This is a genomic window from Clostridium sp. AF17-21AC (assembly GCF_003461365.1).
GTDB classification, from domain to species: domain Bacteria; phylum Bacillota; class Clostridia; order Lachnospirales; family Lachnospiraceae; genus Coprococcus; species Coprococcus ammoniilyticus.
The window spans coordinates 106,208-123,525 of sequence record NZ_QTWY01000007.1 but is presented as its reverse complement, the minus strand read 5'-3'; the positions used below and the strand labels follow the sequence as shown (position 1 = coordinate 123,525).

At 42.4% G+C, this 17,318-nt stretch carries 13 protein-coding genes; 11 read left to right on the top strand and 2 right to left on the bottom strand.

Going from position 1 to position 17,318, the window contains the following annotated elements; all coding sequences use genetic code 11:
* Positions 1–24 precede the first annotated feature (24 nt).
* The 6 genes from sdaAB (at position 25) to DWW85_RS11095 (ending at position 7,111) form a co-directional block, all read left to right on the top strand.
* On the top strand, positions 25–690 hold the full coding sequence (gene sdaAB, locus DWW85_RS11120; protein WP_117808656.1) for an L-serine ammonia-lyase, iron-sulfur-dependent subunit beta: 666 nt from the start codon (positions 25–27) through the stop codon (positions 688–690).
* 63 nt (positions 691–753) lie between these two features.
* On the top strand, positions 754–1,617 hold the full coding sequence (gene sdaAA, locus DWW85_RS11115; protein WP_117808655.1) for an L-serine ammonia-lyase, iron-sulfur-dependent, subunit alpha: 864 nt from the start codon (positions 754–756) through the stop codon (positions 1,615–1,617).
* Positions 1,618–1,700: 83 nt separating this feature from the next.
* The gene (locus DWW85_RS11110) at positions 1,701–2,243 is read left to right on the top strand and encodes a histidine phosphatase family protein (RefSeq protein WP_117808654.1); all 543 of its coding nucleotides are present in this window, start codon (positions 1,701–1,703) and stop codon (positions 2,241–2,243) included.
* Between the two features lie 295 nt (positions 2,244–2,538).
* A complete protein-coding gene (locus DWW85_RS11105) occupies positions 2,539–3,249 on the top strand; it encodes an ABC transporter ATP-binding protein (RefSeq protein ID WP_008400229.1) in 711 nt (236 codons plus the stop codon).
* 36 nt (positions 3,250–3,285) lie between these two features.
* A complete protein-coding gene (locus tag DWW85_RS11100) occupies positions 3,286–5,541 on the top strand; it encodes an ABC transporter permease (protein ID WP_117808653.1) in 2,256 nt (751 codons plus the stop codon).
* 244 nt (positions 5,542–5,785) lie between these two features.
* A complete protein-coding gene (locus tag DWW85_RS11095; protein ID WP_117808652.1) occupies positions 5,786–7,111 on the top strand; it encodes a uracil-xanthine permease family protein in 1,326 nt (441 codons plus the stop codon).
* Positions 7,112–7,732: 621 nt separating this feature from the next.
* Here the strand turns inward: DWW85_RS11095 and DWW85_RS11090 are convergent.
* Together DWW85_RS11090 and DWW85_RS12805 are read right to left on the bottom strand one after the other, a co-directional pair.
* Positions 7,733–8,158: a peptidylprolyl isomerase gene (locus DWW85_RS11090; protein WP_021943146.1), complete on the bottom strand. Its 426-nt coding sequence runs from the start codon at positions 8,156–8,158 to the stop codon at positions 7,733–7,735.
* 93 nt (positions 8,159–8,251) lie between these two features.
* Positions 8,252–8,677, bottom strand: a complete 426-nt coding sequence (locus tag DWW85_RS12805; protein ID WP_207660247.1) for a hypothetical protein — start codon at positions 8,675–8,677, stop codon at positions 8,252–8,254.
* 265 nt (positions 8,678–8,942) lie between these two features.
* Between DWW85_RS12805 and DWW85_RS11080 the strand changes: the two genes are divergently transcribed.
* From DWW85_RS11080 to DWW85_RS11060, 5 genes are all read left to right on the top strand, one after another.
* Positions 8,943–11,558 (top strand): S8 family serine peptidase, encoded by a 2,616-nt coding sequence (locus tag DWW85_RS11080; protein ID WP_117808651.1) that lies wholly within the window; start codon positions 8,943–8,945, stop codon positions 11,556–11,558.
* A gap of 45 nt (positions 11,559–11,603) precedes the next feature.
* Positions 11,604–13,751 (top strand): superfamily I DNA and RNA helicase, encoded by a 2,148-nt coding sequence (locus DWW85_RS11075; RefSeq protein ID WP_117808661.1) that lies wholly within the window; start codon positions 11,604–11,606, stop codon positions 13,749–13,751.
* A 207-nt stretch (positions 13,752–13,958) separates the two neighbouring features.
* Complete coding sequence (locus DWW85_RS11070; protein WP_117808650.1) at positions 13,959–15,215, top strand: Glu/Leu/Phe/Val dehydrogenase; 1,257 nt, start codon at positions 13,959–13,961, stop codon at positions 15,213–15,215.
* 245 nt (positions 15,216–15,460) lie between these two features.
* Complete coding sequence (locus DWW85_RS11065) at positions 15,461–15,919, top strand: Lrp/AsnC family transcriptional regulator (RefSeq protein WP_044944768.1); 459 nt, start codon at positions 15,461–15,463, stop codon at positions 15,917–15,919.
* A 41-nt stretch (positions 15,920–15,960) separates the two neighbouring features.
* On the top strand, positions 15,961–16,971 hold the full coding sequence (locus DWW85_RS11060; protein ID WP_117808649.1) for an alpha/beta fold hydrolase: 1,011 nt from the start codon (positions 15,961–15,963) through the stop codon (positions 16,969–16,971).
* The last annotated feature ends 347 nt before the right edge of the window (positions 16,972–17,318 follow it).

Here is a 17,318-nt window from a genome sequence, read left to right as displayed (position 1 = left end):
TGGAAGAAACAGGAAGGTGGCAAAATGAGTATTTTTGATATTGTAGGTCCGGTCATGGTAGGTCCGTCCAGTTCGCATACGGCAGGAGCTGTAAGGATTGGATATATTTGTTATAAATTAATAGATGAACCGATCCGGAAGGTGGAGATCGGACTGTATGGTTCATTCCTTGCAACAGGAAAAGGGCATGGTACAGATAAAGCACTGGTTGCCGGGCTTCTCGGTATGAAGCCGGATGATATCCGCGTACCTGAGAGCTTTGAACTGGCAGAACAGGCAGGCATGGAGGTTATCTTTTATGCAGCGAAGCTTGCACATGCAAATCCAAATACAGCCGTGCTTCATATGACAGGAGAAAGCGGCAGAGAGCTTGATATTGAAGCGGAATCAGTCGGCGGAGGGCGAATCCGCATTTGTAAGATCGATGGTCTGGATGCAAATTTCAGTGGCGATTACCCGACTCTGATCGTGCATAATCTGGATCAGCCGGGACATGTGACAGAGGTGACATCGATGCTTGGACATAAGTCCATAAATATTGCAACGATGCAGTTGTATCGGGCATGTCCGGGAGGTCATGCAGTCATGGTTCTGGAATGTGATCAGGAGGTTCCAAAGGAATCCCTGAAATGGCTGGAGCATCTGGAAGGAATCTTGAAGGTAACCTATCTGAGTCTGAAAGATGATTGATCGTGGAATCTAGGTAATAAAGGATGCAGTGGCACAGGAAAGAAATTAAAAAGGAGAATGATAATGGCATTTTCATCTTTGGCAGAAATCGATGCTTATATGAAAACAAATAAATGTGAGTTCTGGGAGGCTGTGATCCGGGAGGAGGCAAGGGACTCGCAGCAGCCGGAAATGGATATCGTAAACCGGATGACCCAGATGTATCGTTCGATGAAGGAAGCAGATGAAGCGTATGATGACAGTTTGACTTCCCGTAGCGGCCTGTCCGGGAAAAATGGTAAAAAAATGGCTGATTATGCGGCAACACACAAATGTATGTGTGGTAAATTTGGCGGAGCAGTCATGGCAAGGGCAATCAAGATGGCGGAGAGCAACGCCTGCATGAAGCGAATCGTGGCAGCACCGACGGCAGGCTCCTGTGGTGTTGTGCCTGCGATATTGATCACATATGAAAGAATGACGAACACCTCGGAAAATGATATGGTAAAGGCTCTGTTTGTGGCAGCAGGCATCGGGGATGTGATCGCAAGACGGGCAAGCATATCAGGGGCAAGAGGCGGATGTCAGGCAGAGATCGGGGCATCTTCCGCTATGGCAGCAGGTGCACTTGCATGGTTAAAGAGCGGCAGCAGCCATCTCATTACTCAGGCAGCAGCGATGGCATTAAAGAGCCTGCTTGGACTGGTGTGTGATCCGGTTGCAGGATTGGTGGAGGTGCCATGTGTGAAGCGAAATGCGTCCGGTGCCATAAATGCGCTGTGCGCTGTTGATATGGCATTGGCAGGGATTGAAAGTGCTATTCCTGCAGACGAGGTAATCGATGCGATGCGGGAAATCGGCGACCTGATGCATAAGGATCTCCGGGAGACCGGAAAAGGCGGACTCGCAGCCACCGCCACCGGAATCGCGGTGGCTGAACGTCTGTGAAATCCTGTGGAATAAAGTTGACAGCCGGTGTGAAATTATAGTATATATAATCCAATTCTATAGTATAAGAATAAGGAGATAACATGGGAAAAGTATTTTTTACGAGGCACGGCCAGACCATCTGGAACGTGGAGAATAAGATCTGCGGTGCAACGGATATTGAGCTGACAGAGCTGGGACACCGGCAGGCAGAAGAACTTGGAAGAAAACTGGCAGAAGAACAGCCGGGGATCGATGAGATATTATATTCCCCACTTGTTCGTGCGGCCGAGACTGCCAGACATATATCGGAAATGACAGGGATTCCGATGCGGATGGAGCCGAGATTGAAGGAGCAAAACTTTGGACGGTTTGAATCAACACCCAGAAATGGAGCAGAATTCATGGAAGCAAAATCCCATTTCCTGGATCATTATGATGGCGGAGAGACGATGATGCATCTGTGCCAGCGTGTCTATAATCTGTTGGATGATATAAAAGCGGAGTCTGAACATAAGACATATCTGCTTGTTGCACATAATGGAATTTCAAGGATCGTACAGTCGTATTTTTATGATATGACAAATGAAGAATTTGCACATTTCGGGATTAAGAACTGCGAGATCCGGGAATATAACATCAGATAAAATGCCTCTTTGCAGAGCAGATAGAAACAAAAAACAGTAAAAGCACATGCTTAATGATAAAAATATATCAATAAGCATGTGCTTTTTACATGTTCTGTGCCGGGAATAGATGTATAATAGTACAATGTTAGTTAAAACTAACAAAAATTTGAAATTTGCAACAGAACCATTGACAATACAGTTGTTTTGTGCTATTAATCATATGAACACATATTCAAATGTTCAAAGCGATAAACGTTAATCATAAAAAGATATACCAGTGTGATAGAAAGTACTGGAGAATGGAGGAGACAAAATGGAAAATCAGAATTTTTTACAGATCAGTGGTCTGAAAAAGAGCTTCGGATCAGGGGAGAACCGGACAGAGGTATTAAGAGGACTGGATTTTACAGTAACGAAGGGAGAAATCTGTGTCTTGCTTGGACCATCCGGCTCCGGTAAGTCCACGTTACTGAATATCATAGGCGGAATCGATAATGCAGACAGTGGTTATATAGCGATCAATGGGGAAAAAACAGTTGATATGGATGAGAAGACACTGACACAGTACAGAAGAAAGCATCTTGGCTATGTATTCCAGATGTATAATCTGATCCCGAATCTGAACGTAAAGGAAAATGTAGAGGTTGGTGCATATTTAAGTGATTCACCGCTCGATGTCGATGATATCTTAAAGACGCTTGGTTTATATGAGCACAGACATAAGCTTCCGAATCAGTTGTCCGGTGGACAGCAGCAGAGAACATCGATCGGAAGGGCTATCGTTAAGAATCCGGATATCCTGCTCTGTGATGAACCGACAGGTGCACTGGATTATAAGACCTCGAAGGAGATACTGAAGCTGATCGAGGATGTAAATCAGAAATATGGAAATACCGTTATCATGGTTACACATAATGATGCGATCAAGAATATGGCAGACCGTGTGATCAAACTGCGTGATGGAATGATCCGTAAGAATATAGTAAATGATGTAAAGGTTCCTGCAATGGAGCTTGACTGGTAATACAGAAGTGGCAGAGAGAAAAGGAGAATTTATAATATGAAGAATCCATTATGGAAACGGCTGCCGAAGGAGCTGGCTGCCGATCTTGGAAAGTATCTGGTTATTTTCCTGTTTATGATCTTGAGTATTGGTTTTGTGTCCGGCTTTCTGGTAGCCGGTAAGAGTATGGTCGCTACATATGATGAGAGCTTTGATAAGTATAATATCGAGAATGGTAATTTTGAGTACAAGGATGAAGCATCATCCGAGGCGGTTAAAGCGATTGAAGATGAGGGGGTAAAGCTGTATGAGAATTATTACTATGAGAAAATCGTAGAAAAAGATGGGGATGAAAGCACACTCCGTATTTTTAAGAATCGTACAGATGTGGATAAGATCTGTCTGATGGAGGGAGCGTTCCCTGCGGCAGAAGATGAGATTGCAATTGACCGTATGTATGCGGAAAATAATGGGATCAAGGTAGGAGATGATCTGTCGGTTGATGGGCAGACATATAAGGTATCGGGCTTTGTAGCATTATCTGATTACAGCGCTTTGTTCCAGAATAATAATGATACGATGTTTGATTCCGTGTTGTTTGGTGTTGCGATCGTAACGGATGAACGGTTTGAAAGCTTTGACAAAGGGCTGATGCATTATTCTTATGCCTGGATCTATGACGATGAACCTGAAGATGAGAAAGCGGAGAAGGATGTATCCGATGATCTTGCAAAGGTGATCAGTCAGTATGGAGAAGTGGAGAAGTTTATTCCAAGATATACGAATCAGGCAATTAATTTTACCGGAGAGGATATGGGTGGTGATTCGATAATGGTGGAAACACTGCTTTATATTATAATCGTGATCATGGCATTTATCTTTGCGATTACGATCAACAATACGATCGTAAAGGAAGCCGGCACGATCGGTACGCTTCGGGCATCTGGTTACACAAGAGGAGAATTACTGGCGCATTACATTTCTCTTCCGATCCTGGTTACATTTGTAGCAGCTGTAATCGGAAATGTTCTGGGATATACAGTATTTAAAAATGTCTGCGTGGCGATGTATTATGGCAGTTACAGTCTGACAAAATATGTGACAAAATGGAATGCGGAAGCATTTGTAAAGACGACGGTTATTCCGATCGTGCTGATGCTTGTCATAACAGCATGGATGATCTATTCGAAGCTCCGTATGTCACCGCTTCGGTTTATCAGACGGGATCTTTCAAAGTCAAAGAGAAAGAAAGCGGTCAAGCTGCCACATTTCCGTTTCTTTACCAGATTCCGTATACGTGTGATCCTGCAGAATCTGCCAAGCTATATCGTATTGTTTATCGGAGTAACATTTGCGATCGTTCTGCTGATGTTCGGAATGATGATGTCGCCGCTTTTAAAACACTATCAGGATGAAACACTGGACAACATGCTTGCGGATTATCAGTACGTTTTGAAAATGCCTGTGGAAACAGAGAACAAGGATGCAGAGAAATACTTGGTAACTTCCCTGATCTATAAAACAGATATAAGAGATGAAGAAGTCATGGTCTATGGTATCTCGGATGACAGCAAGTATTCCAAGGTACAGCCTGCGGATGGAGAAATGCTGATCTCTGACGGACTTCGTGACAAATATAAACTGAAAAACGGGGATACGATCACGCTGGATAAGGAATATTCATCCGATTCTTATAAGATAAAGGTTTCCGGTGTGTGCACATATCCTGCGGCACTGGCAGTATTTATGAATGAGAAGACATATCGGGAAATGTTCGATGTCGAAGAGGGATATTTCTCCGGATATTTCTCAAATGAGAAGCTGACTGATATTGATGAGAAGCTGATCGCGACAGTCGTCACAGAGGAAGATCTGACAAAGGTATCAAGACAGCTTGATCGTTCCATGGGCCAGATGTTTTATATGTTTGAGGTATTCGCACTGGCGATGTTCATGCTGATGGTTTATCTGCTTACAAAGCTGATCATTGAGAGGAATACCATATCAATATCCATGGTAAAGATCCTTGGATATGAGAACAAAGAGATCAACAGATTATATCTGTCTGCGACAACATGGGTGATGGCAGTGTGTGTCATCCTCGGAATCATTCTTTCACAGGTGGCGATCGCCGGGATCTATTATGTGATGATGAAGGAAGCGATCAGTGGATGGATGACGATCTATATTGCTCCGTATATTTATCCTGCGATCTTTATCCTGGCAATGGCAGCCTATGGAATCATCGCTGTCTTCCAGGTAAAAAGGATCAAACGGATCCCGATGGATGAGGCGTTGAAAAATGTTGAATAAGTCATTTGATCGTAATGTTCAAAATTGAATGATCTGAAACAAAAACGACCTAAAAACTTTCAATATTGAAAGTTTTTACAAATATAACAAATTTATAAAAAACAGGGAGATTTGCAGTTCACAAATCTCCCTTCTTATGTTATCATCGTAAAGATGGTGTGCTGGAGATTTTGTCGAAAGAAGGCGTGCATTTCGATCGATAGTATCACAGTAAAACAGGTACAATAGAAGAAGGGAGATTATTATGAATCAGAAAAAAGAAGCGATTTATGATGCAAGGGAACTGGGTGTTCCGAAAATGTTGCTGTTAGGTTTGCAGCACATGTTTGCCATGTTTGGTGCAACTATCTTAGTACCAATTCTGGTAAATACTTATTTTAATGGAGAGGGCTTATCCATTCAGGTTACACTGATCTGTGCCGGAATCGGAACATTATTCTTCCATTTATGTACAAAATTAAAGGTGCCTGCATTTTTGGGTTCCTCATTTGCTTTCTTAGGAGGCTTTCACACAGTCGCAAATCTTGATACCGGAATCTTCAAAGATATGTCTATGGGTGAGAAATTACCTTATGCATGTGGTGGTATCGTAGTGGCAGGTGCGTTGTATCTGGTTCTTGCACTGGTTGTAAAACTGGTTGGCGTAAAACGAGTTATGCGTTTCCTTCCACCTGTTGTTACCGGACCAATTATTATCTGTATCGGTCTGAGTCTTGCGCCATCAGCCGTAAATAATGCAAAAACAAATTGGCTTCTTGCAATTATCGCATTTGCAGTTATCGTAATTTTCAATATCTGGGGCAAAGGAATGTTCAAGATCATTCCGATCCTTATGGGTGTTGTGATCTCATATGTAGTTGCATTTATTCTTTTCAAATGTGGTGTTCACAATCCGGACGGATCTGCAATCTTCACATTTAAGGCAGTAAAGGATGCCGGATGGGTGGATCTTCCTCCATTCCAGCTTTGTAAATTCAATATTACTTCCATCCTTGTAATGGCACCTATCGCTCTTGCAACTATGATGGAGCATATCGGAGATATCTCAGCAATCTCAGCTACAACAGGAAATAATTTCATCAAGGATCCGGGACTTCACAGAACTCTGATCGGTGATGGTCTTGCTACAGCATTTGCTGCTGCATTCGGCGGCCCTGCAAATACAACATACGGTGAGAATACCGGTGTTCTTGAGCTTAGCCGTGTATACGATCCAAGAGTCGTACGTCTGGCTGCTGTATATGCGATCCTTCTCAGCTTTTCACCAAAGGTTGCTGAGTGTATCGGTTCACTTCCTGCATCGATCATCGGTGGTGTCAGCTTCATGCTGTACGGAATGATCTCAGCTATCGGTGTTCGTAATGTTGTTGAAAATAAGGTTGATTTCACAAAGTCACGTAACCTGATCGTTGCTGCTGTTATCCTTGTCAGCGGACTTGGATTCGGTGATGGTATTACCTTCACAGTTGCAGGAACATCGATCACATTAACATCACTTGCTATCGCAGCTATCCTTGGAATTGCTTTAAACGCTATCCTTCCGGGCAAAGACTACGAATTCGACGAGTAATTACAACTACACAAGACTGAAACAAACATATAAATAAAGCCGTTACACTAAGACACGCTGCGGTTTCGATGAACTGCATATACCTGATTTGCAAATGTTCCTGTGCCAACTCGCCCTTTGGGCTCAGACAGGCACCCACATTTGCTGGTATATGCATTCCATAACGAAATCCTCACTTGAGGTCTTAGTGTAACGGCTTTTTATATGTTTGTTGTTGCCTTGTGTAGATTGACATACCTGCTAATTGTGTAGCTGTGGGAAATCCATGTCGTGTATTTCGGCAAATAAATGTAAGATGAAGCATTGATGCTTGAATTGTATGATTAAGAAATAAAGAGTGCCTATTAATAACATGAAAAATTGTATTTTAAATAAGAAGGTATAAAGAAAATTATGTACACTTGGTATAAAAAATCTCCCAGACGTTCCGGATATGATAGATACGAGAATTTTGTTGCGAGAAACACGCTATCAGCGAATGCGGGTGCCTGTTTGAGCCTGAAAGGCGAGTTGGCACAGGAGCATGAGCGAATAGATGCGTGTGACGAGTAGAAATTCGTAGTATATCATATCCGGAACGTCTGGGAGATTTTATATCAGGTGTACATAATTTTTTTCTGTTTATTCTACATCCAGAAGTTCAATCTTGAAGTTCAGTTCTTTGCCTGCCATCTCATGGTTTGCGTCAAAGGTGATCGTAGTATCATCCTTGGCGGTTACCTTAACAGGGAAAGACTGTCCGGCTGGATTTGACAGGAATACCTTCTGGTCAATTTCCAGATCCTCAGCACCGGGAAGCTGGTTGATCTCAACAGTTAAGATATTGTCGGGATCCGGCATGCCGTATGCTTCTTCCGGCATAAGGTGTACATCGATGATATCACCGATCGCCATGCCCTTAACAGCTTCGTCAAATCCCTTGATCATCATGCCTGCACCGCATACAAAGTCGATCGGTTCACCACGGTCATAAGATGAATCAAATTTTGTTCCATCGTTAAATGTTCCTGTATAGTGAACCGTACATTTCTTGCCTTCGTTACTCATAAAAAATTCCTCCGATTTCATTGAATGTCTTATTCTAACATGAAATCAGAGGAATGACTATAAAATGTTCATGAAAACGATATCCTGAAGATCTTAGTAGTAACCAAATTCATCAATGGCATCGTCTACACCGTCCCGATAATCGTCATCTTCATCATATCGATCTTCATCGTAATCTCCCATATTGTCATATACGTCATCATATCCATCATCGTAGGAGTCGTAAACATCCTGAGAATGAGCAGCTTCAGTTGCCGTAGAATAACGGGATGAAGAAGAGGACTGTTTATGATAATTGGATTCAGTCGTTGCCTGCGTTGTAACATTATAGGATTTACGGTGACCGTAATCTTTGTGGTACCAGCAGTAGGTTTCGTTTTTATCCACTTCCCGGTCGCATCCGATATAATAGCAGGTATGCTTTCCGTTGTCACTGACAGCACCGATGATGTAACAGATAATAAGAAAAATAATGATGCCTGGGAGGCATCCTCCCGAATTAGAATTTGAATGTGACATATGAATCCCTCCGATCGAAAATGTGGTCAACCTACCGTTTGTCTATAGAGAAAAATAAGAAAAACGGAATTGTGGTTAATGTATACAGGTTTTTGTTATATAGAGAATACAAAAAACGATGTACAAAAAAAGACACATAAATATATTTGCGGTAAATATATTAGCAGAACCTGAAAATTAACTATAGAAGTTATCAGCAAGATGGTTTAAAATAAAAAGGGAAATTGGATTTAAACATAAGTGATATGATGAAAAGAGAAAAGAAATGAACAATAGACAGAAACGAGAAAAGCTGTTTTATAGGAAAAAGAAGAATTATAAAAAAGCCGGTATCTGCATAGGGATGGCGGCTGTATTAGCGAGCACGGTTTTTTCCTGGGACAGCCTGCACGATGCCAATAGAACCAGTACAGGACAGACAGATACAACGATTCATACATATGATATGAGTGAGCTTGCTTCGAAAGAACAGCAGGATCATACAGTACAGATCAATGGGAAAGATTATACGGTTGCCGGGCTGAGTGATACGACAGAGCAGACGGACGAAGCGATGGAGATCTGTGATCAGGATATACAGGATGAGAGTGCGGAGAATCGGGATCCGGTAGAATATATTGCCGGGGTTCCGGTGAAAGAAGCGAAAGATGCTTCTGATGTGGTAGAACTGATCAATGATAACTGGGATCAGGACTACACAGTACCGGATACAGAAACAACAGAACCAGGATCCGATGGAAGTACAGACTCCAATGACAAATATCAGTTAAAGCGTCTGATGGTATTGACGGATGGAGCGCAGCTTACAGACAGCTATGGTGCATCCGAGATCCTTCATTATGGAGATTATAATGAATATGTGCTGCAGTTTGATACAACTGCGGATACGGAATATGCTTATTATGAGTTAGCGGATGCTTATGGTACGGATCATTGTTTTATCGATCAGGTGGTAGACAGTGATATTCTTGCAGATGTTCCGGACATTGAAGACCATAATTCCCTGTCCTGGGGCGGCAGCGTGATGGGATTTGGCTATCTGAAAGCAGAATATGATTATTATGTGATCGATCAGGAAGTGACAGTTGCCATTATTGATACAGGTTTGGATGCAACGAATAAGATTTTTAAGGGCAGAATAGATACCAAGCATAGTTATTGTTTTCAGGGAAAAGATAAAGTAAGCAAAAACAAGGCATATACGGATGGAAATGGACACGGAACCCATGTAGCCGGTATCATTGCAGATAATACACCGGAAAATGTAAAACTGATGATCCTTAAAACCTTTGATGATGCAGGTAAATCGTCAAATCTTGCAATTCGGAGCGCGTTACAATATGCGGTATCCCAAAAGGCAGATGTAGTAAATATGAGCCTTGGATGGACAGGATTATTCTGGAAATATTCTACGTTATTAAAGGATGTATTAAAGAAGGCAGAGACATCTGGAACGGTTGTCTGCTGTGCAGCCGGTAATTATGCAACGGATGTCAGCACAACTTACCCTGCAAACAGAGGAAATGTAATAACTGTAACTGCGATGAACAGCAATGAGAATTTTGCAGCCAGCTATTCCAACTATGGAGATACTGTTGATTTCTGCGCACCGGGAACCAGTGTTGTATCAACATATCTGAAGGGTAAGTATCAGAAAATGTCCGGTACCTCTATGGCAACGCCACATATAACAGCGGCGGTGGCATATGTGAAGATGATCCAGCCATCACTGAACTACAAGGGTGTGAAGAAGGTACTTAAGAAATATGCCGTTGATAAGGGAACCTATGGCTGGGATCCACAATATGGCTGGGGCTATGTTAATCTTCATGATTATTTTGATCAGTCGGGTCTGAAGGTCCAGTATACAGATTATGATGAAAATGGAAATGAAAAGCCGGAATCGCAGACTGCATTTTCCAAGCAGACAGTTACCAGAGAATATGGAAGCAAGGCATATCGGTATAAAGTTACGACCAATTCAGAGGGAAAAGTGACATATCAGTCATCTAATACCAGAATTGCGGAAGCAGATGAAAAAGGCTATATTTCGATAAAGGGTGTAGGAAGCTGCACGATCACTGCAACGGTCGGAGCAGATGCAGCATATAAAACGACATTGGCAAGTTATACGCTGACTGTAACGCCGAAGGATATATCCGGTCTTACAGCAACACTGTCAAAGAAAGTATATCAGTATGCGGGTAAGAGCTGTAAGCCGTCCGTGACGGTTGCCGGATTGAATAAAGAAGATTATACGGTAACATACAGAAATGCCAAAAAGGTTGGACGTGCAACCTGTGTTGTGACCGGAATCGGAAATTATACCGGAAAGATCGAATGTCCATATACGATCCGGCTTGCAGCAGCAGAACTGAAAACGGTAGCAAACCAGAAGAGTGGCTTGTCTTTGACCTGGGACAGCGTACCGGGAGCAGAGGGCTATCGGATCTATCGCAGAACATATAAAGGAAAATGGCAGAGAATCGGAGATGTCAATTCCGGAGACACATTGACTTATGTAGACACATCTGCAAAATCAGGCACATGGTATGCATATAGAATCCGGGCTAGAAAGGGCACATCTTTTGGTGCTTACAGCGATGCGGTAGTAACCCGGAGACTGACCAGACCGGCAATATCGGTAAAAGAACGCAGCTACGGTGTTGCAGTAAAATGGAAATCAATCAAAGGAGCAAAGAAGTATAAGATATACAGACAGGAAGAAAAAGGCTCCATGAAACAGATTGGAACAACAACGGATCCTTACTGGAAAGATAAGACGGCAAGATCCGGTTATCGCTATGTATATACGGTAAAGGCAGTAAGCGGCAGTGCGCAGAGCTGTGCAGCAAAAAGAGTCACAATTATAAAGAAGTAAAATGTACAGGCATCATTTGAAGTCAGGTGGATTTGATTTTAGATGATGTCTGTTTTGAAAGGAAAGAAAATGGACAAGAAACAGGTTCAGGAAACATATAGAGAGACAACGCTGGAAGAAGAACAGGAATATTTTGAAGAAGTAGAAAATGAGCTGCAGTGTGATCTTCAGACCACACAGGAGAGCATCGACTATCGGAATCAGGCGATCAAAGCGCAGAAGAAATATATGCGTGACAGCCATGGAGATATGGACGACGAGGAATTCCTGCAGAACATGAACAATGTAAATAACGATACATTTTTTATCGAACATGCGGCAAAGCAGGTAGATGTACTGGCGCACCAGATCGAGAGTCCGTATTTTGGAAAAATCGCATTTGAGTATCAGGAGGATGGACAGGTTCTTCCGGTCTATATCGGAACAAACGGCTACTGGTCGATGGATGAACAGGATCAGAAGGTCTATGACTGGCGTGCCCCGATCGCATCGATGTATTATGATTATGAGAAGGGCGAGGCATCCTATCAGGCACCCGATAAAGAATATTTTGGAAAGATCGTAGAGAAGAAGCAATTTGATATCAGTAATGGAAGACTGCATAATGCAGTCGATACCGATGAGAAGATCAATGATATGATCCTGCTTGATGCACTGGGAAAGAACAGCGGCACGAAGATGAAATCCGTAGTTGCGACGATCCAGAAAGAACAGAATGCATTGATCCGTAATAAGACAGCTTATAATCTTATTGTGGATGGACGGGCAGGAAGTGGTAAGACAGTAGTTGCGATGCACAGACTGGCATGGCTGTTATTCAACAATCGTAAGACGATGTCGGCAGACAATGTTATGATCCTGTCGCCAAATGGAATCTTTGGCGATTATATTGCCGGTGTGCTGCCGGAGGTCGGCGAGGATAATGTACCGGAGAAGGAATTTGATTCTCTGATGGAGGAAATCCTGTTTGTGGACTGTGATTATGAGACAAAGCTGGAACAGGCAGACCGGATCACGACACATCCCGATATGGAAAGTCCGGAGATGAAGAATATTGCATGGAAATCATCGATAGCGTTCTATCAGGCATTTAACAAATATCTGGAAGAGTATACGGCAAATATTAAGTTTAAAGATTTCCATTTTGAGAAAACAGTATTTACAAAGGACCAGATCGAGAAGATGTTCTATAATCGTTTTGCCAGATATCCGGTCTATGAACGTTTTGAGAAGATCGCATATTTTATAGCAGACCGGGTAGAGGATGAACAGGATCAGGCATTTACGGATGAGAAGCATCAGAAGATGGAGAACCAGATCACAAAAGAGATGATCTATCAGTATGCGGAGCGCAACCTGATCGAATTATATCAGGACTTTCTTAACAGTCAGGCTGAACAGCATCCGGGCATCGAACAATACCGGAATGAATATGGAAAGGTATGCTATGAAGATATTCTGGCGGTATTTTATCTGCAGATTTATTTCTATGGATGCAAGTCCTATGACAATATCAAGCATCTCGTGATCGATGAGATGCAGGATTACAACATATTCCAGTATGCAGTACTGGATCGTATCTTTAAATGTAAAAAGACGATACTGGGAGACAGCCTGCAGGTGCTTTATTATAATCCGGAGGAAACGGTGCTGGATGTACTGCAGACGGTATTTGTGCCGCATGGAGGAACAGGCGGCTGTCAGATCAAGACTCTGGATACTGCCTACCGTTCAACCTGTGAGATCACAGAATTCTGTAACAGGATTCTGGAAGCAGATCGGGCGTCAGACGAGGAGGAAGCCCATCCACTCAACCGCCATGGCATGGAGCCGGTAACAGAGCAGGCGGAGAGTATAGAAGATGCTGCCGGATTTATCGCAGAGAAGCTTGATTATGGAGAACTGGATGATTTTGATAATGTGGCAATTCTCTGCGATGATGAAGAACGTGCATTTGCCATGTATAAAGAACTGGAAGAATATGAGCAGGTGACATATCTTACGAACCAGTCGACCGTCTATAATGGCGGTGTGGTTGTTCTTCCGAAGTTTCTTGCAAAGGGTATGGAATTCGATGCAGTATTTGTTATCAATGAACAGGATGTGATGGAAAACCGGATCAGCCGGCACGCATTTTACATTTCCTGTACAAGAGCACTGCACCAGTTATATGTGATCAATGTTGCAAATTAAACTTGATTATTTCAAGTTTGAACTGCTATAAATATACATTATTAAGATAAAATACTTGAAAATATCATTTTGGATGGTCTTTGACTTGAGATATTGACGTATAAATGCAGGAGAACTAGAATGCCTCTTGTCAAAAGGTTTATCCCTTACAGGTAACACCGGATAACTCGTGACAATAAAATATTTGTTAAACGAGGAGATACGAAGATGAGCAGACAGTACGACCCGTATGAGAATGTGGTAGCAGTGATGGAAGAAGCCATGAACATTGGTGGAATTGACAAGAGGATGTTTGAGATCATCAAAAATCCACAGCGTGAGACTAAGGTTTACCTTCCTGTGGAGATGGATGACGGAAGTGTTAAGGTATTTGAAGGATACAGAGTCCAGCATTCAAATATCAGAGGACCGTTCAAAGGAGGTATACGTTATCACAAGAACGTATCACTGAATGAAGTCAAAGCACTTGCAACATGGATGTCATTAAAATGTGCAGTGGCAAATATACCATTTGGAGGAGCGAAGGGTGGTATCAAAGTAGATCCGGCTGCACTTTCCAGACGGGAATTGTGTGCATTGACGAGAAGATATACCTATGCGATCGAGCCGATCATCGGAGCAGATACCGATATACCTGCTCCTGATGTAAATACAAATGCACAGATTATGACATGGGTGTTAGATACATACAGCCAGTTAAAGGGAAAACCTTGTCCCGGAGTTGTGACAGGAAAACCGCTGGAGCTTGGCGGTTCCAAGGGAAGACCATCGGCAACTGGACGTGGAGTTGTGATCAGCACCAAGCTCCTTCTTGCAGAAGATGGCAAGGCGTTAGAGGGGGCTAAAGTTGCAATTCAGGGATGCGGTAATGTTGGCGGCAATACAGCCAGAATATTTGGACATAGAGGTGTGGTTGTTGTAGCGATCAGTGATGTGTCGGGTGGAATCTATAAGGAGACCGGATTGGATGCAGATAAGGTAACAGCTTATGTAGAAGCCGGTGGTCTGCTTGCAGACTATCAGGAAGATGGTGTTACCCATATTTCGAATACAGATATTCTTACCTGTGATTGTGATGTGCTGGTTCCCGCAGCGCTTGAAAATCAGATCACAAAAGAGGTTGCGGAGAAATTAAAATGTTCTTATATTGTTGAGGGTGCAAATGGACCGACGGCAGCAGATGCAGATCCGATCCTTGCAGAAAGAGGAATCAAGCTTGTGCCGGATATCTTTGCAAACAGCGGCGGTGTTATTGTTTCTTATTTTGAATGGGTACAGAACATTCAGGAAATGACATGGGAAAAACCGCAGGTAAATGAGATGCTTGAAACGATCATGACGAAAGCATTTGGAGAAATCGTGGAGGAGAGCAAAAAGAGTCATTGTACTTTGCGGATGGCAGCCTATATCATTGCTTTAAAACGATTGATCCATACGGAAGAGATCAAGGGTATATTCCCGTAAAATATACAGATGCAATACTACATGGTATTTTTAGTGCTGGATTTATCCTGTTATTAGTAGTAAAATACAGACAGGATAGATAGAAGTACATTGATATCAGAAATATGAAAGGGATGTCCTTCTCAGATGAAGGATGTCCTTTTTCTATACCAAAGTTTCTATATAAATAAAGGTATTTGGCAGATGAGATGTATAAGAAAATGGAGAGTAAAACTATGCATGAAGTAAAAGAGACAGCTTACTGTCTGGATGAGGTAGATCAGAAGATTCTGGAACTGTTAGAGAAGGATGCTCGTATGTCTTTAAAGGATATTGCGGAATGTGTTTTTCTGTCATCAACAGCAGTATCTACAAGAATAGAGCGGTTAAAGGAAGCAGGGGTGATCGAGGGCTTTCAGGTACAGATCAATCCGATCGCACTGGGATATTATACAAAAGCATTTATTAATTTAGAGGTAGAGCCAAACGACAAACAGGATTTTTATCCATTTATCAAGAACTGCAAAAATGTTGTGGAATGCAATTGTGTGACCGGTGACTATTCCATGCTGATCGAGGTTATCTTTGAGACAACGATGGCACTGGATCTGTTTATCGGTGAATTGCAGAGATTTGGAAAAACAAAGACTTTGATCGCATTCTCGACCTCTGTAGAACACAGAAATATCTACTGGAAGGAAGAAAATCAGGAGCCGAATGCATAAATTTTTTTTCGAAAGCGGATACTAACAATGGGAGGTTGCTTATGAAACAAAACGTAAAGAAAAAAGAGACATATATTCCATCATCCAACGGAAGAGATAAATTACATGTCATCGTCTGGATTCCACAGGGTGAGATCAAGGCGGTGCTTCAGATCTCTCATGGTATGATAGAGGACATGGAGCGTTATGATCATTTTGCAAGATTTATGGCTGCCAGAGGAATTCTGGTATGTGGAAATGATCATCTGGGGCATGGCCTAACAGCCAGAAATAAATCCGAGATGGGTTATATGTATGCTTATGATGCAAGTAAGACGATGGCAGCAGATGTTCATCGTGTGACCAGATGCGTAAAACGGGCATATCCGAATCTTCCGTATTTTCTTATGGGACACAGCATGGGATCATTTATTGCAAGAAGATATATGTGCGAATATGCAAAAGATCCAAAGTACCCTGCAAAGCTGCAGAAAAATGCTAGCATAGATGGTTTTATCTGTATGGGAACGGGCGGACATCCGAAGTGTATGCTGAAGATCGGAGAGGCGGTAGCCGGAGTGGAGAGTATGCTCCGTGGCGAGAAGCATAGAAGCAAATTGTTGCAGGTGCTTGCATTTGGTACTTACCTTTTCGGTATTCCCAGAATGACGATCATGAACGGTGAGAAGCGGAAGCGTACCGTGAAAGACTGGCTGAGCAGAGACTATGTTCAGGTTGACAAATATATGGCAGACCCGATGTATGACTATACCTTTACGGTGAAAGGTTATAAGACTTTATTCAAAACACTGGAATTTATTCAGGATGAGGATAATCTGGCAAATGTGCCAAAGAATATGCCGGTATTATTCATATCAGGAAGCAAAGATCCGGTCGGTCACTATGGTCTGGATGTGAAACTCTTATACAACAAATACAGCCGATATATCACAGATGATGTCAAATGCATCCTGTACAAGGATGCGCGTCACGAAGTCATAAACGAGATCAACAACATTCAGGCATATTACGATATCTATAACTGGATCGACCTGCACACCATAGGGGTGTAGGGATGGAAACACATTTGATTATAAACAAGGGCATATCTGTAAAATACGCATGACTACACAAATATGGGTATGAAGTATATGGATTTCATAAATTAATGTAGAAAATATATTGAAAAAATTTAATATAATTTGGATTGTATATCTTTATACTATGTAAAAACAGAACAGGCGGTAACCCTCAACCGGGGCATTTTCAAACCATAGCATGAACGACTGAGTTTCAACGATTCGATGCTGCTGCAAAGGACACAACGAATGTATCGTGTCCGGCGCAGCATGCAGATCGAATCGAAGTTGAAATGAAGGTAGTCATGCGTGTTTGAGAATGCCCCGGTTGAGGGTTGCTG